At 41.9% G+C, this 20,982-nt stretch carries 24 protein-coding genes; 14 read left to right on the top strand and 10 right to left on the bottom strand.

The window, feature by feature from the left end; genetic code table 11:
* Window positions 1–61: 61 nt before the first annotated feature.
* The 4 genes from purU to Q0Z55_RS08340 all read left to right on the top strand — a co-directional run bounded on the left by purU (window position 62) and on the right by Q0Z55_RS08340 (window position 2,980).
* Entirely contained in the window at window positions 62–928 is an 867-nt protein-coding gene (gene purU / locus Q0Z55_RS08355; RefSeq protein WP_297426950.1) for a formyltetrahydrofolate deformylase, read from the top strand.
* Window positions 929–1,143: 215 nt separating this feature from the next.
* The gene (locus Q0Z55_RS08350) at window positions 1,144–1,935 is read left to right on the top strand and encodes a TonB family protein (protein ID WP_297426947.1); all 792 of its coding nucleotides are present in this window, start codon (window positions 1,144–1,146) and stop codon (window positions 1,933–1,935) included.
* Between the two features lie 20 nt (window positions 1,936–1,955).
* A complete protein-coding gene (locus Q0Z55_RS08345) occupies window positions 1,956–2,576 on the top strand; it encodes a MotA/TolQ/ExbB proton channel family protein (protein WP_297426944.1) in 621 nt (206 codons plus the stop codon).
* Window positions 2,576–2,980 (top strand): biopolymer transporter ExbD, encoded by a 405-nt coding sequence (locus Q0Z55_RS08340; protein WP_297426941.1) that lies wholly within the window; start codon window positions 2,576–2,578, stop codon window positions 2,978–2,980. Before Q0Z55_RS08345 ends, Q0Z55_RS08340 begins: the two co-directional genes overlap by 1 nt.
* Window positions 2,981–3,025: 45 nt before the next feature.
* Here Q0Z55_RS08340 and Q0Z55_RS08335 read toward each other — a convergent pair whose 3' ends face one another.
* Window positions 3,026–4,273, bottom strand: coding sequence for a YihY family inner membrane protein (locus Q0Z55_RS08335; protein ID WP_297427011.1), 1,248 nt, complete (start codon window positions 4,271–4,273; stop codon window positions 3,026–3,028).
* A gap of 105 nt (window positions 4,274–4,378) precedes the next feature.
* Between Q0Z55_RS08335 and wrbA the strand changes: the two genes are divergently transcribed.
* On the top strand, window positions 4,379–4,978 hold the full coding sequence (gene wrbA / locus Q0Z55_RS08330; RefSeq protein ID WP_297426938.1) for an NAD(P)H:quinone oxidoreductase: 600 nt from the start codon (window positions 4,379–4,381) through the stop codon (window positions 4,976–4,978).
* 19 nt (window positions 4,979–4,997) lie between these two features.
* On the opposite strand, the gene Q0Z55_RS08325 is transcribed toward wrbA, so the two are convergent.
* From Q0Z55_RS08325 to Q0Z55_RS08310, 4 genes are all read right to left on the bottom strand, one after another.
* Window positions 4,998–5,381, bottom strand: coding sequence for a hypothetical protein (locus tag Q0Z55_RS08325; protein ID WP_297426936.1), 384 nt, complete (start codon window positions 5,379–5,381; stop codon window positions 4,998–5,000).
* Between the two features lie 147 nt (window positions 5,382–5,528).
* Entirely contained in the window at window positions 5,529–6,104 is a 576-nt protein-coding gene (locus tag Q0Z55_RS08320) for a xanthine phosphoribosyltransferase (protein ID WP_297426934.1), read from the bottom strand.
* Between the two features lie 76 nt (window positions 6,105–6,180).
* Window positions 6,181–6,885 carry a DUF3108 domain-containing protein gene (locus Q0Z55_RS08315; protein ID WP_297426931.1) on the bottom strand — a complete coding sequence of 235 codons (705 nt, stop codon included), beginning with the start codon at window positions 6,883–6,885 and terminating at the stop codon, window positions 6,181–6,183.
* 132 nt (window positions 6,886–7,017) lie between these two features.
* The gene (locus Q0Z55_RS08310; RefSeq protein ID WP_297426928.1) at window positions 7,018–7,698 is read right to left on the bottom strand and encodes a hypothetical protein; all 681 of its coding nucleotides are present in this window, start codon (window positions 7,696–7,698) and stop codon (window positions 7,018–7,020) included.
* Between the two features lie 175 nt (window positions 7,699–7,873).
* Here Q0Z55_RS08310 and Q0Z55_RS08305 point away from each other — a divergent pair, with 175 nt between their 5' ends.
* The gene (locus Q0Z55_RS08305) at window positions 7,874–8,749 is read left to right on the top strand and encodes an energy transducer TonB (protein WP_297426924.1); all 876 of its coding nucleotides are present in this window, start codon (window positions 7,874–7,876) and stop codon (window positions 8,747–8,749) included.
* Window positions 8,750–8,775: 26 nt separating this feature from the next.
* Here Q0Z55_RS08305 and ybeY read toward each other — a convergent pair whose 3' ends face one another.
* Genes ybeY through miaB form a run of 3 tightly spaced genes read right to left on the bottom strand, consistent with a single transcriptional unit; the run spans window position 8,776 to window position 11,844 of the window.
* Window positions 8,776–9,258: an rRNA maturation RNase YbeY gene (ybeY, locus tag Q0Z55_RS08300; protein WP_297426921.1), complete on the bottom strand. Its 483-nt coding sequence runs from the start codon at window positions 9,256–9,258 to the stop codon at window positions 8,776–8,778.
* A gap of 9 nt (window positions 9,259–9,267) precedes the next feature.
* A complete protein-coding gene (locus Q0Z55_RS08295) occupies window positions 9,268–10,347 on the bottom strand; it encodes a PhoH family protein (protein WP_297426918.1) in 1,080 nt (359 codons plus the stop codon).
* A 42-nt stretch (window positions 10,348–10,389) separates the two neighbouring features.
* The gene (gene miaB, locus Q0Z55_RS08290; protein WP_297426915.1) at window positions 10,390–11,844 is read right to left on the bottom strand and encodes a tRNA (N6-isopentenyl adenosine(37)-C2)-methylthiotransferase MiaB; all 1,455 of its coding nucleotides are present in this window, start codon (window positions 11,842–11,844) and stop codon (window positions 10,390–10,392) included.
* A 368-nt stretch (window positions 11,845–12,212) separates the two neighbouring features.
* Here miaB and Q0Z55_RS08285 point away from each other — a divergent pair, with 368 nt between their 5' ends.
* The 5 genes from Q0Z55_RS08285 to Q0Z55_RS08265 all read left to right on the top strand — a co-directional run bounded on the left by Q0Z55_RS08285 (window position 12,213) and on the right by Q0Z55_RS08265 (window position 16,668).
* Window positions 12,213–14,102: a lytic transglycosylase domain-containing protein gene (locus Q0Z55_RS08285; protein WP_297427008.1), complete on the top strand. Its 1,890-nt coding sequence runs from the start codon at window positions 12,213–12,215 to the stop codon at window positions 14,100–14,102.
* Between the two features lie 8 nt (window positions 14,103–14,110).
* Complete coding sequence (locus tag Q0Z55_RS08280; RefSeq protein WP_297426912.1) at window positions 14,111–14,746, top strand: ribonuclease I; 636 nt, start codon at window positions 14,111–14,113, stop codon at window positions 14,744–14,746.
* Between the two features lie 172 nt (window positions 14,747–14,918).
* Window positions 14,919–15,905, top strand: coding sequence for a malate dehydrogenase (locus Q0Z55_RS08275; RefSeq protein WP_297426910.1), 987 nt, complete (start codon window positions 14,919–14,921; stop codon window positions 15,903–15,905).
* 146 nt (window positions 15,906–16,051) lie between these two features.
* Window positions 16,052–16,300 (top strand): DUF2789 family protein, encoded by a 249-nt coding sequence (locus tag Q0Z55_RS08270; RefSeq protein ID WP_297426907.1) that lies wholly within the window; start codon window positions 16,052–16,054, stop codon window positions 16,298–16,300.
* A 116-nt stretch (window positions 16,301–16,416) separates the two neighbouring features.
* A complete protein-coding gene (locus tag Q0Z55_RS08265; protein WP_297426904.1) occupies window positions 16,417–16,668 on the top strand; it encodes a DUF2789 family protein in 252 nt (83 codons plus the stop codon).
* A 26-nt stretch (window positions 16,669–16,694) separates the two neighbouring features.
* Here Q0Z55_RS08265 and Q0Z55_RS08260 read toward each other — a convergent pair whose 3' ends face one another.
* Together Q0Z55_RS08260 and Q0Z55_RS08255 are read right to left on the bottom strand one after the other, a co-directional pair.
* Window positions 16,695–17,222: a hypothetical protein gene (locus Q0Z55_RS08260; protein WP_297426900.1), complete on the bottom strand. Its 528-nt coding sequence runs from the start codon at window positions 17,220–17,222 to the stop codon at window positions 16,695–16,697.
* Between the two features lie 67 nt (window positions 17,223–17,289).
* A complete protein-coding gene (locus Q0Z55_RS08255; RefSeq protein WP_297426898.1) occupies window positions 17,290–17,892 on the bottom strand; it encodes a 2OG-Fe(II) oxygenase in 603 nt (200 codons plus the stop codon).
* Window positions 17,893–18,007: 115 nt separating this feature from the next.
* On the opposite strand from Q0Z55_RS08255, the gene rlmJ reads away from it, so the two are divergent.
* Genes rlmJ through Q0Z55_RS08240 form a run of 3 tightly spaced genes read left to right on the top strand, consistent with a single transcriptional unit; the run spans window position 18,008 to window position 20,842 of the window.
* The gene (gene rlmJ, locus Q0Z55_RS08250) at window positions 18,008–18,865 is read left to right on the top strand and encodes a 23S rRNA (adenine(2030)-N(6))-methyltransferase RlmJ (protein ID WP_297426894.1); all 858 of its coding nucleotides are present in this window, start codon (window positions 18,008–18,010) and stop codon (window positions 18,863–18,865) included.
* Window positions 18,866–18,916: 51 nt separating this feature from the next.
* On the top strand, window positions 18,917–19,741 hold the full coding sequence (pssA, locus tag Q0Z55_RS08245; RefSeq protein WP_297426890.1) for a CDP-diacylglycerol--serine O-phosphatidyltransferase: 825 nt from the start codon (window positions 18,917–18,919) through the stop codon (window positions 19,739–19,741).
* An 18-nt stretch (window positions 19,742–19,759) separates the two neighbouring features.
* Window positions 19,760–20,842: a DUF6670 family protein gene (locus tag Q0Z55_RS08240; protein WP_297426888.1), complete on the top strand. Its 1,083-nt coding sequence runs from the start codon at window positions 19,760–19,762 to the stop codon at window positions 20,840–20,842.
* Window positions 20,843–20,982 lie beyond the last annotated feature (140 nt).

Here is a 20,982-nt window from a genome sequence, read left to right as displayed (position 1 = left end):
GTAAACGCGTTAGAATGCTCGGCTTACTTTTTTTATTAGTTTACGAGTGTGATCAACCACCATGAATATGAGTACTGCTAACACAGCACGTTTACTGATTACTTGTGAAGATAAGCCAGGAATCGTGCAGGCTGTATCGAGCTTTTTGTATCATCAAGGAGCAAATATTACCGCGCTTGATCAATATGCAACCGAAGCTCAAGGCGGACGTTATTTCATGCGTGTTGAGTTTGAGTTAGATCATTTACAAAGCCGCAAAGAAAGCATTTTACAGACCTTTGCCTCCAATGTTGCACAGCGCTACAACATGCAATGGCGCTTAGCATTAGTGAGCGATGTGAAGAAGGTCGGCATTTTAGTGTCTAAAGTAGATCATGCATTGCTTGAGTTGCTTTGGCGTCATGCACGTGGTGGCTTACCTTGTGAAATCACTAAAGTGGTGTCGAATCATGAAACCTTGCGTGAATCGGTAGAGAACTTTGGTATTCCATTTGAAGTGGTACCAGTGACTAAAGACAACAAACGTGAAGCTTATGACAAAATTGATGAATTGATGCAAGGCAACGATTTATTAGTATTGGCACGTTATATGCAAATTCTTGACGAAGAGTTTGTTGCGAAATGGGAAATGAAAGTGATCAATATTCACCATTCATTCTTACCAGCATTTGTGGGTGCTAACCCTTATAAGCAAGCGTATGAAAAAGGCGTTAAACTCATTGGTGCAACTGCGCATTATGTAACGGCTGACTTAGATCAAGGTCCGATTATTGAGCAAGATGTTGAACGTGTGAGCCATGACTTTACCGTTGAGCAATTACGTGAGTTAGGTCAAGATGTTGAACGTAATGTGTTGGCGCGTGCTGTTAAATGGCATTTAGAAGACCGCATTATTGTAGATGGCAACAAAACTGTCGTTTTTCAATAATTAAAGTTTGCTTAGCAAAAAAGGGTGTACATAAAGTAGACCCTTTTTTTGGCTTGATGATTTGAAAAATCTATGCACATGATGTAATTAAGGGTTGCAAATGAAAACACTTCTCATTTATCATGTTGCCACTTTAATTGTATGAACGGATAAGTGCATTAGATTAGGTTTTAATTTATTGTGCAGTTTCAAGGTAACAGATTCTTATGAGTCAGATGTCTACACTAAGCCCTCAAACACCACACCCGATGAAAAAGAAAATCATTACGGCACTCGTGGCTGTGGCCTTGGGTCATACTGTTGTGCTATGGGGTTTAGCCCATATGAAGACGCCTGAGCTCAAACCGGTAGAAAAAGAGCCGCTAAAGGTTCGTTTTGTAAAGATTCAAGAACCGCCTAAACCTGAACCACCACAACCAAAAGTAGAGCCAACACCGCCGCCGCCACCTAAAGAAGTCAAAATTGTAGATACACCACCACCACCAAAGAAAGTGGAAAAAGTGGAACAAGTTAAAAAAGCAGAAACACCAAAACCTGTGGCGAAACCTGTTGAAGTAAAACCGCAACCCGTTGCACAGCCTGCACCTGTGGTAGAAACCAAAGTGGTGGCAAAACCTGCACCTGTGGTCGTGGCTGAGCCTAAACCAGTTGCGCCTCCTGCTCCGCCAGCACCACCTGCGCCGCCGGCTCCACCTCCTGCGCCGCCGTCACCAAAATCAGTGTCGATTGGTGGTTCTGGAGTACAGTGGAGTCGTTCGCCAAAACCGCAATACAATAACCGAGACCTACAAGGCGAAACACGTCGTATTGTGGTCTTGATTGAAGCGGATGAAAAAGGGAATATTAAAGTTGCGCGTGTGACTCAATCGAGTGGCATTCCAGCTTTAGATGAAAAAATTCGTCGCGCTGTAATGAGTGCAAAATTCAAACCATATAAGGAAAATGGTATTGCTTATCCGATTTCGGCTTCGCAACCATTTGAATTAACGTTGAATCCTAACGGCTAACATTTATTAGGAGTTCGAATATGAACTTTTCAGTGTATTGGGAACATGCAGATGCGGTCAGTAAAACGCTGTATTTCGTGTTATTGGCGATGTCTATTGCAACATGGACAGTATTTGTACTGCGTTTAATCGGTACACGTCAGCTTAAACAGATTGCATATGCTCAATTGTCAACGGCCTTATCGGGTTTAAAAGCCAAGTGTGCACCGTTAAATTTTGAACAACGTAAAGCGGTGGCTGAACAAGCTTTATTACGTCAAATTGCAGCAGAACGTGCCTCTGCAGACAAAGGTGTATCGGTATTAGGTACCATTGCATCGCTTGCGCCATTTGTCGGCTTATTTGGTACAGTATGGGGTATTTTTCATGCACTTGTGGCGGTCGGTAAAAGCGGTCAAGCTGGTTTAGCCCAAGTGGCAACGCCTGTGGGTGAAGCTTTAATCATGACTGGTTTTGGTTTGGCTGTGGCGATTCCTGCGGTGATTGCCTACAACATCTGCATGCGTTTTAATAAAACTTTAAATAACGAATTACAAGATCATGCACATAGCTTGCTGATTGATACCATGTTGCAACAAGACAGTAGCGTTAAAACTGAAGCAAGTGTTGCGCAAAAAGGTTTAGTGGGAGGTCAAGCTTAATGGCTTTTCAATTGGGTGAAGACAACGATGCAGGCATGAATGAGATGAACCTCATTCCGCTTATCGATATTATGTTGGTATTGATGATCATCTTTTTGGTGACAGCCACTGTTGCTAACCCATCAATTCCATTAACCTTGCCACAAACCACTGCTGAAATTGTTGATTTACCACCTGAGCAAATTCAAGTCAGCATCAACGCCAATGGCGATGTGGCTTGGGATGATCAAGTGGTGACTCTTGCTGAATTAGAGCAACGCTTAACAGATGCCGGTCAAGCTGAGCGTCAGCCGACGGTCATTTTAAAAGCCGACAAAGAAGCACGTTATGATATGGTTGCACAGGTGATGTCTCGGGCGAGTAGAGCCGGACTCACCGATATTGCCTTTGCAACGGATAATTAAAAAAAGCGCCCATGTGGCGCTTTTTTTAGGCTCAAAAGTTAAAACTCAATCACCATCTAAGATTTTTGCTAAAGGAATCGAGAGCTTTGCTGCCAAATAATCATCGGCATCAATTAAAGCTGGGCCTAATTTTTTCATCCATTCATCATCAGGGTGAATATTGCCCACATCTTTACGCTGTGGCAAGGTATACGGCAATTGGCTGTAAAACTGCCAAAAATTCACTTCATTTAAATTACGTGACAGTACATAGTCATTGTTGTCGGTACGCTGAATCAGATTTTGTTTTTCCATTAAATCTACATAGATCGGCCAGTAGCCAATTTCTTCACGTCCTAAGACTTCAAGCGCTTGGGCTTCGGTTACAGGCTTGCCTAGCTTTTGTTTTTGATAGAATAATTCCAACACATCAAGCAACATAATGAGCGGATGACGTTTTTGTTCTTTTTCTGAGTTAAAAGCCGTCATGGCAAAACTGACCTCAACACCCAATAAAATGATGTTCCATGACAGATAAATCCACAATAAGAAAATCGGTACCGCAGCAAAAGCGCCATAGACCAACTCATAACTGGTGAAATTAGACATCACAAAACCAAACAGATTTTTTAAGGCCTCAAAGACAATGGCGCTAAATGTTGCCGCCACCAAAGCAGATTTGATTGGAACATTACGATTGGGAATGGTCCAATACAAAATAAAAAAGCCAAGTAACGTTAAGCCAAAGGAAATACACCACAGTACAAAGGCACCATTTAATTCATAACCGGCAAAGTTATTGCTTAAAATGCTCATTGAAGCCACAGCAGATGAAATCACAAACGCACTGCCCAATAAAATGGGGCCAAGCGAAATAATGGTCCAATAACGCATAAAGCCCATAATGCCGCCACGGGTTTCTTGCACCCGCCAAATACGGTTAAATGCAGTTTCAATGCTGGTCAGCATCATTACGGTGGTGACAAATAAGAACAACACGCCAATTACAGTTAAATTGCTGGATTTATCGGCAAAGGCACTTAAGGCTTTATCAAAGGCGATGGTGGTTTTAGGCAACAAATTGCTATAAATCAGCTGTTGAATCTGTTGTCGTGCTGGTTCAAGCGCTTTAATGGATGAGATAATCACCAAAAATACCGTCAGCATCGGTACAACAGCAAACAAGGTGGTATAGGTCAGTGAGCCTGCCTGATCGCGACATTTATCTGCTTCAAAACGACGAATCACAAATAACGTAAACTGAAACCAAGTGTGATCGTAGAAGGGCAGTTTCTTTAAATACTTTTCTAACATAGGCAAGACATCTCAATTTTTTTAATACGTTTGTCCATTTTTCGCCATAAGCTTAACCAAAAATGGCTAAAAATACCGTATAGTTTTCTTTTTTTGAGCTTTATTATGACAAATCAGCCTTATGTTTTGGTGCTGTATTACAGTAAATATGGCGCAACCAAACAGCTTGCCCATTTGATTGCCGATGGTATTGAAGCCCAAGGTGTGCAGGTTAAAATTCGTACGGTGCCGAACGTTGCGACTGTGGTGAACGAAGCGCAAGCGAGTATCCCTGATGAGGGCGATATTTATTGCACTTTAGAGGATTTGGCCAATTGTGCCGGTTTAGCTTTAGGCTCACCCACTCGTTTTGGCAATATGGCGGCTGAGATGAAATACTTTTGGGATCAAACCACCAGTTTATGGTTAAGCGGTGCATTACATGATAAACCTGCGTGTGTATTTACTTCATCAGGTTCGATGCATGGCGGTCAAGAGAGTACTTTACTGAGTATGTTGCCGCCACTTTTTCATCATGGCATGCTTATTTTAGGCTTAAATAATGATCATCCGGCATTATCTAATACCAAAACAGGTGGCACGCCTTATGGCGTCAGTCATGTCAGTGGTGCACGACATGATATGAGTATCAGTGCAGATGAAAAAGCCTTGTGTATTGAGCAAGGGAAACGCTTAGCACAGCTAGCAAAAAAGCTCTATGCTTAATAAAGGGTGAGTCTTAGACTCACTTTTTTTGATCTGTTGAGGAATCTTGAGCGCTCACTTCAGCTTTAAAACGCTTTTTGCAAGCTAAGCAGCGAAAATCTGCAAATAAGTTACGATCAACCATCACACCGGCTTTTTTGCCCAATAAGTTGCCCAACACACCACCAGTGACACCCACGGTAATCGCGCCCACAAATGTGCCAATGGTGCCACCTACAATCACACCTAAAGGTCCGGCTGCCACAGCGCCAATTGCCGCACCTGTTGAAGCACCCGTTGCTGCGCCACCCACTGTACCTGCGGTGGCACCTGCTGATGCCACAAGCCAACTGCCTGCGGTTTTTAAGCCACCTTCATGGTCACGTTGCTCGATTTGATCACTACCACACTTTGGACACTGCATAGGTTCTTCCATAAACATTTAAAACAACAACAGACATGAAATAATAAAGAACAATGCACAAAAAGTGTATGCCTAAATTGTGTTATCAAGATGGGGTATAAAATTTAAACAAAAAAAGAACGCCTAAGCGCTCTTTTTAAATTTCGCTTAATCGCGAACAAATTCTACGCTGCCATTGCTAAGTGACTTAACGCGCGCTAATGATTCTACGCGGTAGCCTTTTTCGAGCAAAATATCACGGCCTGGTTGGAATGATTTTTCAATCACAATACCAATACCCACCACTTCAGCCTGAGCTTGATGAATTAAATCAGCCAAACCTAGTGCAGCTTGACCATTGGCTAAGAAGTCATCAATGACAAGCACTTTGTCGCTGGCACTGATATGCTTATTTGAAATGGCAATGGTGCTTTCAATTTGCTTGGTAAAAGAGAATACTTTTGAGCGGTATAAGTCATCTTTTAGAGTTAAAGATTGGTACTTACGTGCAAAAATCACCGGCACACCAAGTTCCAGACCTGCCATCACCGCAGGGGCAATACCTGACGCTTCAATGGTAATAATTTTAGTAATACCCGCATCTTTAAATAAACGCGCAAATTCTTGACCAATTTGTTGCATTAATTTTGGGTCAATCTGATGGTTTAAGAATGAATCGACCTTTAAAACTTGATCAGAGAGCACAATACCTTCAGCCAAGATTTTCTGTTCTAGTGCATGCACGGGGAGTATCCTCTAAGGAGTGGGTGCTCATTTAAGCAAATGGCTATTGTAAAAAGCACCCCAAAAAATGCAAGTGTTAATTGCGAGGACCTTGATAGCCAGTTAAGGATAAACCATAAGAGGTCTTACCATCTTGATGGGTGACTTTAACCGGTAAATAGTCAAGTTCAGGTGCTAACCAAAAAATGGTACTACGATTAGGTTTACTTGGTTTTAAGATCACTTTTACCGTATCAAAAGTGCCGTAATTGGTAGTGATACGTTCGCTACCTTGTTTGGTAAAACGGCGCGCTTCAACTTCTTTGGCATCGGCAATTAAATAACTTGATTTTAAACCTGAGCCTTTTAAATCTTCACGCAACTGTAATTCAGCATTGAGTTCATCTAATACACCCGCTTGCCATGCAAATGAACGTGCTTTGTCATCTTTTTTAGTATTAATCAGTTTTTTGCTCGGATTAAATTGGATGCTCATGCTGTTATTGTGCACTAAAATTTTACTGGTACGGCTAAAGCTTGATGAACCAATTTTGCCATTGTTAAAGGTAAAACGGCTGGTTTCAGATGCTGAGGCAATTCCACCGGCTTTGGCACTAAATACATAGGTCCATGTGTTACCTGAGCGAGCTAAATTGCGTGTTGCTGAGCCCATATTTTTGCCGTTATAGCTAAATTGGTAAGTGGCTTGGAATGGACTCATGGCAAAAGCTGAGTGGGCAGTAAACAGCAAAGCAGAAGCGCTCAGTGTTGTAAGCAGCAGTTTTTTAAGTGAAGTCGCCATAAGTAATATTTCCTATGCATAATATTTATACAAATAATATTATGCACTTAGATTATGGATAAAAAATTGTGATTTGAGCGAAAACTGTAGCTTTATGTAGGTTATGCCACCGAGTTGTGCAAAAAATAGCAGTTATTTTTGCTTAATCGGGGTCACGCTATTGTCAGTGCTAATGACTTCAGCCGGTTGGGTTATTTTTTCTTCCTCAGACATTTTGTTCATTAAGGCCATTAAGTTGACATTGCCCATCACCACAATTTGCGCTTCACGTAATTCAGCATGATTGATATTGACCTTACTTAAGGTGTCAATGATGGAGCGGTTTTTACCCAACCAACGGTTTAAGTCCAAATACAGCAAATCATCTTTCACTTCGAGCACTTCAAACTTTTGCAAAATTGGACCTAAAGGGTCTTTTTTTAACACTTTATGATAGAAGAATAAGGCACTTTGTACGCCCCATTGGTACATCAGATTTGGATATTTGGCATCTAAAATCTGTGTATTGCTAATTTGCTCAAAGACAATCAATTGCTTGCTCTTATTGAGTTCCATTTGCAGCAGTTTTAAATCCACCGACAAGGTCAATTGCATGCCTTTCACATCAATTGAGGCATATAAGCGTAGCCAATCATCATGTAAATCGGCATGTAAATCTTTAAGTAGCCCAACATTATCGGTCACAAAACGCTGAAAAGTAGCATTTAAAAACACCTGCGACAGCGCGAACTCACGCTCATCTTCAATAAATCCTTCAGCCTTTTGGTACACTTGGCGAAGGCGGTTAGAAATATTGTTTATGAGTGATTGCATAATGGGCATCCTAGCTGTCGGTCACAATGTCGATAATTTTTTGAGTGTAGCAAAATTCTGCTTAAGGTTTTAGGCTACAATAATGTGCTGTAATCTATAAAAATATCTGTGGCTATGCTGTTCTTATACTGTATTTCTGCACTTTAGGGAATTAGGCTTTTTGTCGGTTTAATGTATGCTAAAAAAAATGACACCCTTACAGCAGCCATGGTGGCAAGATCGGCTCTTTATGATGATGGTGGCATGTGCTGTGATCTTGCATTTGGTCTTGCTTTCGGTGCAATTTGCCATGCCGACTACACCCGATCAAGCCGTTAAAGAAATCGCCATTAGTATTCGTCCAAGCAGTGATCAAATTGAGCATGCTGATTTCCTCGCCCAAGCTGATCAACAAGGCGCAGGTACATTTCGTGAAGCGCATCGTATTGCCAGCCAAAGCCCTGATCGTCAAACCTATAGCAGTCAAGGTCAGCATTTAGCCCAAAGCCAAGCCATTGAACAACAAGCACAGTCCACGTCTAGTCATGATCAACAGATTTTAATGACCACTTTAAGTTGGCAAAAGCAGCACCAACAAGATCGGGTACAAGAAAAAGTTGACCAGTTGCAGAGTCAATATCAACAGCAAGCCGCGATGATTGCCGGTATTGAAGCCGAATATTTAGAACAACAGCAAAATTTTAGCCGCCAACAAAAAATCAAAACCGTGAATGGCATTCATGCCAAAGCTGATCCTGCGGCAGGCTATTTAGAAAAATTTCGTAAAAAAGTTGAATTTTATGGCAACCGTGACTATCCGTTAGAAGCACAACAGTTGGGCTTGGCAGGTGAAGTGCGCTTAATGGTGATTTTGGCAAGTAACGGGAAAATTATGGCGTTACGCTTGCTCGAAAGTTCAGGTTACGCCGTGCTAGATGAAGCTGCCAAAGCTTCGGTACGTAAAGCTGCACCTTTTCCACGCTTTGATGCAGGACTAAAAGACATTGAAGAATTAAGAGTGGTACGTACATGGCGTTTTGACCCTGCGCATGCAGAGTTTGAAGTCAAATAAAAAAGCGAGCCGAAGCTCGCTGGTTTTTAATCTTGTTCTAAATAAGGATTAGCAAGCCCCAATTTAGCCAAAATCTCAATTTCTAAAGCTTCCATTTCTTCAGCTTCTTCATCTGAAGTTTCATGGTCATAGCCCATCAAATGCAGCGTACCATGCACCAACATATGGGTGAAATGTTCAAGCGGTGCTTTGTTCTGCTCAATGGCTTCTTCAAGCACTACCGGAATACAAATCACTAAATCGCCAATCGGAAAGCTGTCTAAGACTGCTGCCATTTCATCGGGTAAATCACTTGGAAAAGACAACACATTGGTGGGTTTGTCTTTTTGGCGATACTCTAAATTGAGTTTATGACTGGCTGGCTTATCTACACAGGCGATCCCAATATCATAATCACTTTGGGTTTGGATATAGCGTAGTGTGGTTTCTACCACCTTTTTGATATAAGCGCGCTTTAAGCTAAGCTCAGGCGCGTTAAATTCTTGTTGTAGCGAGAGACTGATTTTCAAAACAAATCCTTAATCTTTATCTTGATGCTGCTGATCAGCTTTAGCATCGTTGTCTGCAACTAAGGCGTGTTGTAGGGCTTTGCGTTGTTCACGCTCAGCACGGCTTAAGCGTTGCTGCTCACTGTCCCATCCTTCGTAGGCTTCAACAATTTTTTGTACCAATTGATGACGCACCACATCGCGAGAATGGAAACGCGTGATATGAATTTCTGGAATTTTATCAATGACTCGTAAGGCATGTGCCAAACCTGATTGTTGACCACGCGGTAAATCCACTTGCGTGACGTCACCGGTAATCACAGCACGCGAACCAAAACCTAAACGCGTTAAAAACATTTTCATTTGTTCGGGTGTGGTGTTTTGTGCTTCATCTAAAATCACAAATGAATGATTGAGGGTACGACCACGCATATAGGCTAAGGGCGCAACTTCAATCACTTGACGTTCAATCAGTTTGGCGACTTTTTCAAAACCGAGCATTTCATATAAAGCGTCATACAATGGACGTAAATATGGGTCGATTTTTTGAGTTAAATCGCCGGGTAAAAACCCAAGTTTTTCACCGGCTTCAACCGCAGGACGCACCAATAAAATACGCTGAATTTCATTGCGTTCTAACATATCCACGGCAGCAGCCACGGCAAGATAGGTTTTACCTGTACCTGCCGGACCAATACCAAATGAAATGTCGCTTTGTAAAATACGTTGCACATAGCGTTTTTGGTTTGCACCACGTGGGTTAATACGCCCTTTACGGGTTTGTAACCACACATGCTCTAAACCGTTATCTTCTGTAGCATCCTCTTGTAGCTCGCGATCGGTCTGACTGCCTTGGATCATAATATGCAAAGTATTGGCACTGATCGGTTGGCTTTCGGCTTCATCATGCAAGCTTTGCAACAGCATTTCGGTGCTTTCGACTGCTGCAATTTCCCCATCGACAAAAAAACTGTCACCACGATGAGAAATTTGTACATTTAATCGTTGTTCAATTTGCTTCAAGTGACCGTTATATGCACCCAGCATATTTTGTAGGCGGTCCATTGAAATGCCGGGAAAATTTACTGTACGTCGAATCGTTGCAGTCAAGAGAATTCCTTTTGAGATCGCTGATAGGGCAATAGCTTTACATTACGCCACGTCAGGCTCAAGATTCAAGAGCTCACCATAAACTAAATTTAAAGTTTTAATTTCGGTGATTTCAATCTCAGCAAAACGACCCACCCATGACGGATCACCAATAAACGTCACATAACGCGTGTTATCGGCAGTACCCACCAACAGATTAGGATCTTTATCAGAGACTTTTTCAATCAAGACACGTTGAATAGTACCGAGCATGGCATCTGTTTTATCAATACTTGAACGTTTAATCCATTGTTGAACTTTGGCTAAACGCTCTTTTTTCACCTCTTCAGGCGTGGTATCTTCAAGTTCTGATGCGGGTGTACCCGGACGTTTTGAATAGATAAAGCTATAAGAGTGATCAAAATCTAAGTCTTTGATGAATTGGAAAGTTTCTTCAAAGTGCTCATCGGTTTCACCAGGAAAGCCAATAATAAAGTCACTGGATAGATGCATATCTGGACGCACGGCACGTAATTTTTTGATCTTTTCAATATATACATCAATGGTGTGGTTACGCTTCATGCCTTGCAATACAGCATTTGAACCGCTTTGCACTGGCAAATGTAAATGCGACACCATTTGTGGCAAATCACGGTAGCACTGAATGAGATCATCATTAAATTCAAGTGGGTGCGACGTGGTGTAACGTAAACGCCCAATGCCCGGAATTTCTGCAACAAGGCGTAACAAATCGGCAAAGGTACAAATCTGCCCATCGAAGGTTTCGCCACGATAACCATTGACGTTTTGACCCAATAACGAAATTTCACGCACGCCTTTTTCAGCCAAAGTGGCAATTTCAGCCAAGACATCATCTAAAGGACGTGAGACTTCTTCACCACGGGTATAAGGCACCACGCAGAATGAACAGTATTTTGAACAGCCTTCCATGATGGACACAAAGGCTTTATAACCTTCCACACGAGGTTCAGGTAAAAAGTCAAATTTTTCGATGTCTGGAAAAGAAATATCAACTAACTTAATTTTGTCTTTTTTCGGCTTTTCAACTTGATCAAAATGTTGATCAAGCATTTGCGGCAAACGGTGCAAAGTCTGTGGACCAAATACCATGTCTACATAGTTGGCACGTTTTTGAATGTTATCGCCTTCTTGCGATGCCACGCAGCCACCGACACCAATAATTAAATCAGGATTCTTTTCTTTGAGCTTACGCCAACGTCCAAGCTCTGAGAACACTTTCTCTTGGGCTTTTTCACGAATAGAACAGGTATTCATGAGTAGAATATCGGCATCTTTAGGGTCGGTGGTCAGCACATAACCGTGTGAGTCGCCCAACAGATCTGCCATACGATGACTGTCATACTCATTCATCTGACACCCTTGGGTTTCGATATACAGTTTTTTGACTGATCCATCGACTAAGGTGTGCTGTGGCTGGGTAACAGTGTTTTCTGAGGCAGCTGGGGCAGCAGAAGGAGTGAAGGTTTGAACCGTCATGTAGGCTCCTAATAATAAGCAAATAAAGCACGGCGCATTTGGGATATAAACCCAGAATGTGGCAAAATTACCCAGCCATGCATGCGAAACGAAAGGCGCATATTTTAGCAGGAAATTTTGGCAAACGGACAGCGCTAATTGGCTTTGGCATCAGATTGATTTATGGAAAAAAAATGTCTGAAAATTAATAGTGCGTAATCATCAGGTTACACAACTCAACACAAGATGCGATTCAGACTCATTAAACTAACCAAAATGATGAGTAAAATAACTCAGGCGATACCCACATGATCAAGCAGCAGCGTATGTCTACCTTTAGCACACAGACAAAACATTTAAAATGGACATTAGGCGGCGTGGCCTTGGCAATGGCAGGCTGTGCTTCAGCTGCAGACGAGCAATTTCATGATGCACTACGCGCTGCCAACGCGGGTAACACCGAATTGTTAAGACAATACCAAGTGTCGATGCAAAATGACGTGTTGGGTTATTATCCTGAATATTGGTTGCTTAACCGTAATTTGGTCAGCCAAAGTCCACATGCCATTATGAGTTTTGCGCAGCGTTATCCTCATTCTGCGATGGCTGAAAAATTAAGTGCCGATTATGTGGAAGAAAAAGTCAAGCAAGGCGACTTTGTAAGTGCTGCGCCTGTGCTGCAGTATGTGAATAATGCCGATCAAGCCGAAAGCTGTGCGATTGCTCAAGTGCGTGCCCAAACGGGTGATCCTCTGGTGTTTGCGGAATTCAAAGATGTCTGGTTGACCACCAACACTCATCCTGAATCATGTAATGGCTTAGGACGTATGATGCTATCGAGCCCATTGATGACAATCAAAGATCGTGAGCAGCGTTTATGGGTACAATTGCGTGCAGGGCAAGCCGGTCAAGCCATCGCCACAGCGCAAAGTATGAATGTAAGTTTATCTTTAGCACAGCTCAATCAAATTCAAGCCAATCCACTCAATTATCTATGGTCAGCTCCCAAGGCGAGCATTGCCGATCATGCCTATTTGGTTTATGCCATGGGTCGTTTAGCCGATACTAACTTAGAGACAGCCTTGTCTTCTGTACAACGTGCAGCCGAGGGTGTGCCTCAAGATGTGCAGCGCGCTTTATATCGTGCCGTGGGGTACATTGGTGGCACTACGGTGATGAAAAACAATTTTAAGCCGGAAGTGGTTCAGTATTTAGATGCCAGTTATGGTTTGCCTTTTAGCCCAGAAGAAGCTGAAATTTATGCCCGTCAAGCGATTCGCTTTAGCAATTGGGAAGGGGTGATTCGTGCCATTGATGGCATGAGTGTCAATCAACGCCAAGAAGATCGTTGGCAATATTGGCTAGCACGTGCCTCTGAGCAACGTGGTGATAGTCAATCTAAACGTGTAGCTCAAGAAATTTATAAACGCTTAGCACAAGGTGATGATTACCATAATCTACTCGCCAAAGAGCGTGTAGGTGAAGCGGCTAAGATTCCTTTAAGTGTGGAGCCAAGTCAAAGCGATGTCCTGCGTTTAAGTCAAGATATTCACTTTAATCGTGCCTTTAATTTGCGTCAGATTGGTGCCAATGACAGTTATGTCAATCGTGAGTGGAATTGGGCAGTGCGCCAAGCAGTTTTAAAGCAAGATGATGGTTTACTCTTAGCAGCTGCCAAACGCGCCACCGATATGAGTTGGTATGATCGTGCTATTTATGCCGCAGATCGTACCCAGCAAAAACATAACTATAATTATCGTTATGCGATGCCACACAAAAATCTAGTCACTCAGCATAGCTATAGTGCAGGGATTGATCCGGCGTGGGCATATGGCTTAATGCGCCAAGAAAGTCGTTTTAATACCGCAGCTCGCTCACATGTAGGTGCTGGTGGTTTAATGCAAATCATGCCAGATACTGCAAAATTAGTGGCTAAAAATATGGGCGAAACCTATAACCCCGCGGCCTTAACTGACCCCAACACCAATTTACGTTATGGCACTTTTTATTTGTCCATGATTCAAAAGCAATTGAGTCAAAATGCAGTGCTTGCCACAGCAGGTTACAATGCAGGACCAAATCGCGCGCGCCGTTGGCAGCCGGAACAACAGGCTTTAGCTGCTGATCAATATACAGAATCGATTCCTTTATTAGAAACCCGCGACTATGTCAAACATGTGATGACCAATGCCACACATTATGGAGCATTGTTAGGTCAAGGGTCAAAACCACTGAGTCAACGTATGCCAACGATCCCAATGCGTATGGTGAGTCCATAGGTTTGAGAATGAATGCTGTAAAATATTGGTCAGGCCTCGGGGCAATGCTGTATTACAGTTGGAGTGTCCATGCATATGCTGGTACACCTGCGACCGGCTATGTGATGCATGTTCATCTGACTCCTGCGATGTGTGCTTTAAATAGTAACGACAGTAAAAAACGTAAATGTTTAGAGGGTTACTCACTCAACATTGCAGGTTTGTACCCTGAAAAAATATCTGCGCAGTGTCAGAGCAGCTCTTCAGCAACTTTACCGCTATTACAAGCTAAAGTTGTGGCACGCGTAATGCCAGATGAAGGGGCACGCTTGCATTTATGGCGTAGTATTGGGGGTTGTGTTGCCATGAATGCCAGTCAATATTTTCGTATCGTCATTAACTATGCCGATCGTTTAACAGTGCCCAATGATTTGTCTCATGCAGAAACCTATCAAGTGTCGGCGGCCTATATTCAGCAACGTTTTATGAAGTTAAACCCACAACTGCCGGCTAAGGCGATTCATTTTCAGTGTCAGCAGCAGCGTAAAATGACCTATTTAACAGAAATTCGGGTGTGTTATAAGCCCAATGGTCAATATAAGGCTTGTCCTGCCCATGTGCAGTCAAATTGCCCAAGTCACTATTACATAAAAGGCGCCTACTGAGTTTTTTGGCAAATTTATTTATATTTCCTATCATACTTTTGGTGAAATGCATTGCCTTTTACATGCATCTGTCAAAGTATTGGAGTACAATCTTTGCCGTTTATGCTTATTAAGATTAAATACAACTGCTATTTAATCATTATGATGACGATCCTCAATTGGAGATAATTACATGAAGCAACCTGTTCGCGTTGCCGTTACTGGCGCTGCTGGTCAAATCGGTTACAGCCTATTATTCCGTATCGCTAGCGGTGAAATGTTGGGTAAAGACCAACCAGTTATTCTTCAATTATTAGAAATTCCTGTTGAGAAAGCTCAACAAGCGCTTAAAGGCGTGATGATGGAACTTGATGACTGTGCATTCCCACTTTTAGCGGGCATGATCGGTACTGATGATCCTAAAGTTGCGTTTAAAGATGCTGACTACGCGCTTCTTGTAGGTTCACGTCCACGTGGTCCTGGTATGGAACGTGCTGATCTTCTTAAAGTAAACGGTGAAATCTTCATCGGTCAAGGTAAAGCGCTTAATGAAGTTGCTAGCCGTGACGTTAAAGTTCTTGTTGTAGGTAACCCTGCTAACACGAATGCTTACATTGCAATGAAATCTGCTGCTGACCTTCCTGCGAAAAACTTCACAGCAATGTTACGTCTTGACCACAACCGTGCGTTAACTCAACTTGCTCAAAAAGCAAATGTTGCAGTATCTGACATCAAAACAATGACAGTTTGGGGTAACCACTCTCCAACCATGTATGCTGACTACCGTTTTGCAACTGTAAACGGCGAAAGCTTAAAAGATAAAATCAACGATGGTGAATGGAACAAAGATGTGTTCCTTCCAACTGTTGGTAAACGTGGTGCTGCGATCATCGAAGCACGTGGTTTATCTTCAGCTGCATCTGCTGCAAACGCTGCAATCGACCATATGCGCGATTGGGCGCTTGGCACAAACGGCGAATGGGTAACTATGGGTATCCCTTCTGACGGTTCTTACGGTATTCCTGAAGGCGTAATGTTCGGTTTCCCTGTAACTTGCGAAAATGGCGAGTACACAATCGTTCAAGGTCTTGAAATCGATGAATTCAGCCGTGAGCGTATCAACTTCACTCTAAATGAGCTTGAAGAAGAACGTGCAGCAATTGCTGACATGTTGAACTAATTTAGTTTTAAACTAAATTAAAAAAGCACTCCATTTGGGGTGCTTTTTTTGTACAAAAAATAACATCTTGCAAAGCTGTTATAGCTGAAGCAACTCTCTAACAAGGATAGGGTAGAGTCTGACAAAACAAAAAAAGGACCCAACGCATGTTTGATGAACAACCTACTTTAACACTTTTATTTGAGCAACTTGGTCTAGACAGTAGCGATGCTGCCATAGACGCTTTTATTGAAGATCATCAACTTGATCAAAACATGCCCTTACATAAAGCGCCATTTTGGAGCCAGTCGCAACATGACTTTATTATTAGTCATTGGAAAAAAGATGATGATTGGGCGATTGTCGTCGATCAACTCAATGCCTTATTGCATCAGCACGATAACGAAGAAAATTAGTTAAATATTGTACAATTTGAAACAAGAAACCTAGTCTAAGCACTAGGTTTTTTTAGATCTTTCTTATAAGTTATAGAAATAATAAATTAAAGATAAACTGATAAGAGGCGCTCATCATGCAAAATAAACCATCTTTAGAGCTGCTATTTGCACAACTTGGCTTAGCGAATAGTCCTGCTGCCATTGAATTATATGTGCGTACCCATCAATTGCCTGCCACAGTGTCTTTGCATGACGCAGCATTTTGGAACAAAGGTCAACGTGCTTTACTGATTAGCCATTTGGTGCAAGATGATGATTGGGCGATTTGGGTCGATGAACTCAATCAACAATTGCATATGGATGCCTACAAATTACAAACTGCATAAAAAATGCCTCAACTGAGGCATTTTCTTTAGTGCATTTTTTGCTTTAACAAATGTACAAACCATTCTTGTTCGCGATAAGCGCTAAAGCAAGGATGTTGCTGTACCAGTTCAAAGTCAAAGTCTTTGCGCTTACTGTATTTGGTTAACCAATGACGCGTCATAGCAGGTTCTTCTTTCACAGCCGAAGCATATGCTAAAAAGAACAACACATCACCATGATCGGCATGACTTAAAGCTTTCATGATTTGTTGAGTAATCAGGGCATAACGCTGTTCGCGGGTAAGCTCAAAATACAACATATAGGCTTTGGCCAAATGCAGCGATAAATTGAGATAGGTATCTAGTGGCATTTCTTCAAATTCCACCCGACCTTGTTCAAGCAGTACAATCGCTTCTTGTAAAAAGTGATGCTGCTCTTGGGTCACACGGCTTAAAGTGACCAATTGTAAACGTAGATCGCCACGTTCTAAGGCAAGCTCAGGAGTATTGCCTTGTAAGAACAATTGATCTGTTTCACCAATACGTTGAATAATCTGTTTGGTGGTCATACGCATTGGCGGATTCCTCAAATTTTTTGCAGTGTGTTAGCTATTATGAGGCTGCTTTTAAAAATTTAAAGCACTAAAGCCTACTGTGGTCGCTACGTAACCAAGCGGTAATGGATAAACGCTGCTGTTGCGCAGGTAAAACTTCATGCAATAAATCACTTTGAAACAAGGCAATACGATTCGGCTGAGGCTGAATAATATGCCAAGCGCCATGTTTGTCTTGTAAGCGTAACTGACCACCAAAATCATCCTGCCAAGTTTGGTGTAAGTAATAAACGCTGGAAATCATACGGCCATTTTTACCTTGGGGGTTATCACGATGCAGAGCATAAAATTCGCCTGCGTTATAACAGGCAAAATGCGCCTCTACATCTTTAATCCCTAAATAAAAAGCGCGATTCAGTTGCTGTGCTAATGCCAATAAGGTCTGACTGTGTTGATCGGCAATTTTAAATTCAGGACTCAACCATAAAATATGATCGCTGCGAATATTGCTGACCACGCCATTTTGAATGGCCGCGTGGCGAAATTGCTGTAAATGCTGTAAACATTCGCCCACCACAGCCTGTTGATATTGTTCTGAATAAGCAGCATCAATTAACGTAAAACCATGTTCATCTAAATCATCTAAAATACGTTCTAGATTCCAATGAACCGGCAGTTGTGCAACTTGCATAGATCAACTCACGCGACATGATAAAAAGAGGTGAGCTATTCTAGAGCAAGAATCGGCTCGGAAAGAAATACTTTTTCATGCTAAAATATGCATTGATCTTAGGAATGAAAGAAACATGAATTACCGACACCATTTCCATGCAGGCAACTTTGCCGATGTCATGAAGCACGTTTTATTGCTTCAGATTTTGACTCGCCTCAATCAAAAAGATAAGCCATATCGTTATATCGATACGCATGGCGGTGCGGGTAAATATGATTTATCAACCTCAGCTGCACAAAAATCAGGTGAGTTCCTCACCGGCATTCATCGCTTGGTGAAGCTAGATGATTCAATTAAACGCAATGCGCCTGAAGGTGTAAAACAGTATTTAGATATTGTTGAAAAAATGCGTGAAGGTTCAGGCAAAGGCGCATATCCAGGTTCGCCGTGGTTTGCTTTAGAAGGCATGCGTGAAACGGATAAAGCCACGATTTTTGAAATGCAACGTGATGTGTTTCAACAGCTTTACATGAACATTCGTGACCGCCGTGCAGGTTTGCACGAGCGCGATGCCTACGAAGGCTTATTAGGTGTAATCCCACCTAAAGAAAAACGTGGTCTAGTGATGATTGATCCGCCTTACGAAGTTGAACGTAAGGATTTCCCACAGTTGGTAGAATTGATTGTAGCAGCCTATAAAAAATGGCCTACAGGTTGTTTTGCCATTTGGTACCCCATTAAAGACCGTGCCATGATTGAACGTTTTGAAAAGAAAATGTTTAAAACTGGTATTCGTCGTCAGTTGGTCTGTGAAGTATGTGTGTGGCCAGATGACACACCAGTGGGCTTAAATGGCTGTGGTTTGTTGGTGATCAATCCACCTTGGAAATTCTCTCAAGATGCCGATGAAGCTCTACAGTGGTTATTCCCACATTTACGTATGAGTGAAAATGGCGGTCACGCAGCAGTACGTTGGTTGGTTGGCGAATAAGCCGCCAACTCTTGAGTTAGAGATACACGGTTACATTTAGGATAGAAAATAATGACAAATCAATCGAAGCCTGAAGGAGAATATAGTTCTCAAGATCACGATCATGATGGGATTACCTTTGAAGTGGTGGAAGAAGAACAAACTCAAGAAGGGCAAAAGGTGAAACGTCGTGGCATCTATTTGTGGCCGAACCTGATTACAACCGCAGCGTTGTTATCAGGCTTTTATTCAATTATTGCCAGTATGAATGGCGAATTCCAACAAGCCATTTACGCAATTTTTGTGGCAGCGTTGTTGGATGGTTTAGATGGGCGTGTGGCACGAGCCATTGGTGCACAAAGTGCGTTTGGTGAACAATTTGACTCACTCTCAGATTTACTGGCTTTTGGGGTTGCGCCTGCAATCTTAATGTACAGTTGGAGCTTAAATGATCTTGGTCGTTTAGGCTTGGCCGCCTGTTTTGTTTATACCGCCTGTGCAGCGTTTCGTTTAGCACGTTTTAATGTGCAAATTGGCGTGGTCGATAAACGCTATTTTATTGGAGTGGCAAGTCCACTCGCCGCCATCATCATGGTGACTTTGGTTTGGGTGGGTTTAAATACCCCTGAAATCTTTGATTTAAGTGATATCGGTGTGCAGACCTTAAATGCAGTGTCTATTGTGGTGGCCGGTTTATTGATGATCTCGAATATTAAATACTATTCGTTTAAAACTGTAGATCGTAAGCGTGTGCCATTTGCGGTGTTACCGATTGCTGTATTTATCTTGGCAGCCATCACGTATAATATCCCTGTGGGTATTTTGGTACTTTCTGTGATTTATGCATTATCGGGTTTTGTTACCACCTTTATGGCGAGAAAAAACCCGGTGGCATAGCAAGAAAAGGAGCTTGATATGCAGTTGTTTCAGGATTTAATTAATCGTGCTAAACAATTTAATCAGGCTCCTACATGCCCCGAGCAGTTACATGCCCAACAAGGGCGTTATAAAATTATTCATCAAGCACTTAAAATCCCCAATCTCCCTGCACCCTTACATTATCTTAATTTTTATAGCTTGATCGGTCAGCCACGCGCCCCGATTTTTGAGCAATCTCATCTTAATATCATCCAAGCTCTTGATGTAGCAACAGTGTTGGTCAGTACCAGTATGCACAGCGTTGGGCATTTTCATGCTTACGATATAAAACAACAATTTGAATATCAGAACAGCCTATTTAACTTTGATGGACGTGAAATCTTGTCAGGCCATTTGCCTCATGTGCGTTTCACACGTCATGATGATGAGCTTAGCCTTGATTTGAACATTAAAACTTTAGATTCAGGACGGTGTTTTTATCAGTTGCCTTGGTCGTTAGGGCAATTTTGGTCATTATCTTGCCAATGCCTGGGACAATTACATTATGCAGGACAGACTTATCCGATTGAGCAACGCGGGGTACTCGAATATGCACGCAGTATCAATTTTGCGTATTTGCCGTTTGCATTTTATGTGTATCAGCTTATTGAGTTAAGTGATACACAGCAAATCATAGTGTTGCAATTAAGGGATCAATTTAATTCAATCTTGTATTCGCGTTTATATCTAAAAGACTTTGCGTCTGATCAAGTCCAAGTTTATGATCAGCATGTTGAACTACATATTGATCGTGTTTATCCTTTAGTGAAAACACCTAATCATCACAGCATGTATTTGCCGCGTAATTTTCATTGGCAACTTAAAGATGCCAATAGAGTTGTTCACATTGCAGGTGAAAGTCGTGGAGATTTTAAATTTGGGTTAGGTGCAGGCTTTGTTGGAAGTTTTAGTTATCGAGTTGTATTAGATGATCAGGTCTTTGAAGGCGAGCATGCTTATTGTGAATACATTGATTGTCGCAGTTTGAAGTACCAAGAACTTAATCATCCCGAAAAAATGAGTGCTCAAATTGATCAAAAGATGATTGCCGCCTTTAAAAATACTAAAAATGATGAATAAATGCTCAATTAATCACTTTTAGTTATCTTTTTTTGTTTTAGGGCTTGTTTAACTGAAAAAACTATCTATAATCGCCCTCCATCAGCAGCGCTTGATTAAATTACTTTAAGATAGTGCTTGACTCTTATGAGATTAAGAGT

The sequence above is a fragment of the uncultured Acinetobacter sp. genome, from assembly GCF_947626835.1.
In the GTDB taxonomy this organism is placed as follows: Bacteria; Pseudomonadota; Gammaproteobacteria; order Pseudomonadales; family Moraxellaceae; genus Acinetobacter.
The sequence above is the reverse complement of the archived record's forward strand: the minus strand, read 5'-3'. Positions and strand labels throughout refer to the sequence as shown.

Excerpts from the sequence above, each read along its gene's own strand:
- pssA (WP_297426890.1), top strand. The coding sequence starts at position 18,917 with ATGACAAATCAATCGAAGCCTGAAGGAGAATATAGTTCTCAAGATCAC.
- Q0Z55_RS08270 (WP_297426907.1), top strand. The coding sequence starts at position 16,052 with ATGTTTGATGAACAACCTACTTTAACACTTTTATTTGAGCAACTTGGT.
- rlmJ (WP_297426894.1), top strand. The coding sequence starts at position 18,008 with ATGAATTACCGACACCATTTCCATGCAGGCAACTTTGCCGATGTCATG.
- Q0Z55_RS08265 (WP_297426904.1), top strand. The coding sequence starts at position 16,417 with ATGCAAAATAAACCATCTTTAGAGCTGCTATTTGCACAACTTGGCTTA.
- Q0Z55_RS08240 (WP_297426888.1), top strand. The coding sequence starts at position 19,760 with ATGCAGTTGTTTCAGGATTTAATTAATCGTGCTAAACAATTTAATCAG.
- Q0Z55_RS08260 (WP_297426900.1), bottom strand. The coding sequence starts at position 17,222 with ATGCGTATGACCACCAAACAGATTATTCAACGTATTGGTGAAACAGAT.
- Q0Z55_RS08315 (WP_297426931.1), bottom strand. The coding sequence starts at position 6,885 with ATGGCGACTTCACTTAAAAAACTGCTGCTTACAACACTGAGCGCTTCT.
- Q0Z55_RS08340 (WP_297426941.1), top strand. The coding sequence starts at position 2,576 with ATGGCTTTTCAATTGGGTGAAGACAACGATGCAGGCATGAATGAGATG.
- Q0Z55_RS08335 (WP_297427011.1), bottom strand. The coding sequence starts at position 4,273 with ATGTTAGAAAAGTATTTAAAGAAACTGCCCTTCTACGATCACACTTGG.
- Q0Z55_RS08305 (WP_297426924.1), top strand. The coding sequence starts at position 7,874 with ATGCTAAAAAAAATGACACCCTTACAGCAGCCATGGTGGCAAGATCGG.
- Q0Z55_RS08255 (WP_297426898.1), bottom strand. The coding sequence starts at position 17,892 with ATGCAAGTTGCACAACTGCCGGTTCATTGGAATCTAGAACGTATTTTA.
- Q0Z55_RS08275 (WP_297426910.1), top strand. The coding sequence starts at position 14,919 with ATGAAGCAACCTGTTCGCGTTGCCGTTACTGGCGCTGCTGGTCAAATC.
- Q0Z55_RS08280 (WP_297426912.1), top strand. The coding sequence starts at position 14,111 with ATGAATGCTGTAAAATATTGGTCAGGCCTCGGGGCAATGCTGTATTAC.
- Q0Z55_RS08285 (WP_297427008.1), top strand. The coding sequence starts at position 12,213 with ATGGCAGGCTGTGCTTCAGCTGCAGACGAGCAATTTCATGATGCACTA.
- Q0Z55_RS08325 (WP_297426936.1), bottom strand. The coding sequence starts at position 5,381 with ATGCAGTGTCCAAAGTGTGGTAGTGATCAAATCGAGCAACGTGACCAT.
- wrbA (WP_297426938.1), top strand. The coding sequence starts at position 4,379 with ATGACAAATCAGCCTTATGTTTTGGTGCTGTATTACAGTAAATATGGC.
- Q0Z55_RS08345 (WP_297426944.1), top strand. The coding sequence starts at position 1,956 with ATGAACTTTTCAGTGTATTGGGAACATGCAGATGCGGTCAGTAAAACG.
- Q0Z55_RS08350 (WP_297426947.1), top strand. The coding sequence starts at position 1,144 with ATGTCTACACTAAGCCCTCAAACACCACACCCGATGAAAAAGAAAATC.
- purU (WP_297426950.1), top strand. The coding sequence starts at position 62 with ATGAATATGAGTACTGCTAACACAGCACGTTTACTGATTACTTGTGAA.
- Q0Z55_RS08310 (WP_297426928.1), bottom strand. The coding sequence starts at position 7,698 with ATGCAATCACTCATAAACAATATTTCTAACCGCCTTCGCCAAGTGTAC.
- miaB (WP_297426915.1), bottom strand. The coding sequence starts at position 11,844 with ATGACGGTTCAAACCTTCACTCCTTCTGCTGCCCCAGCTGCCTCAGAA.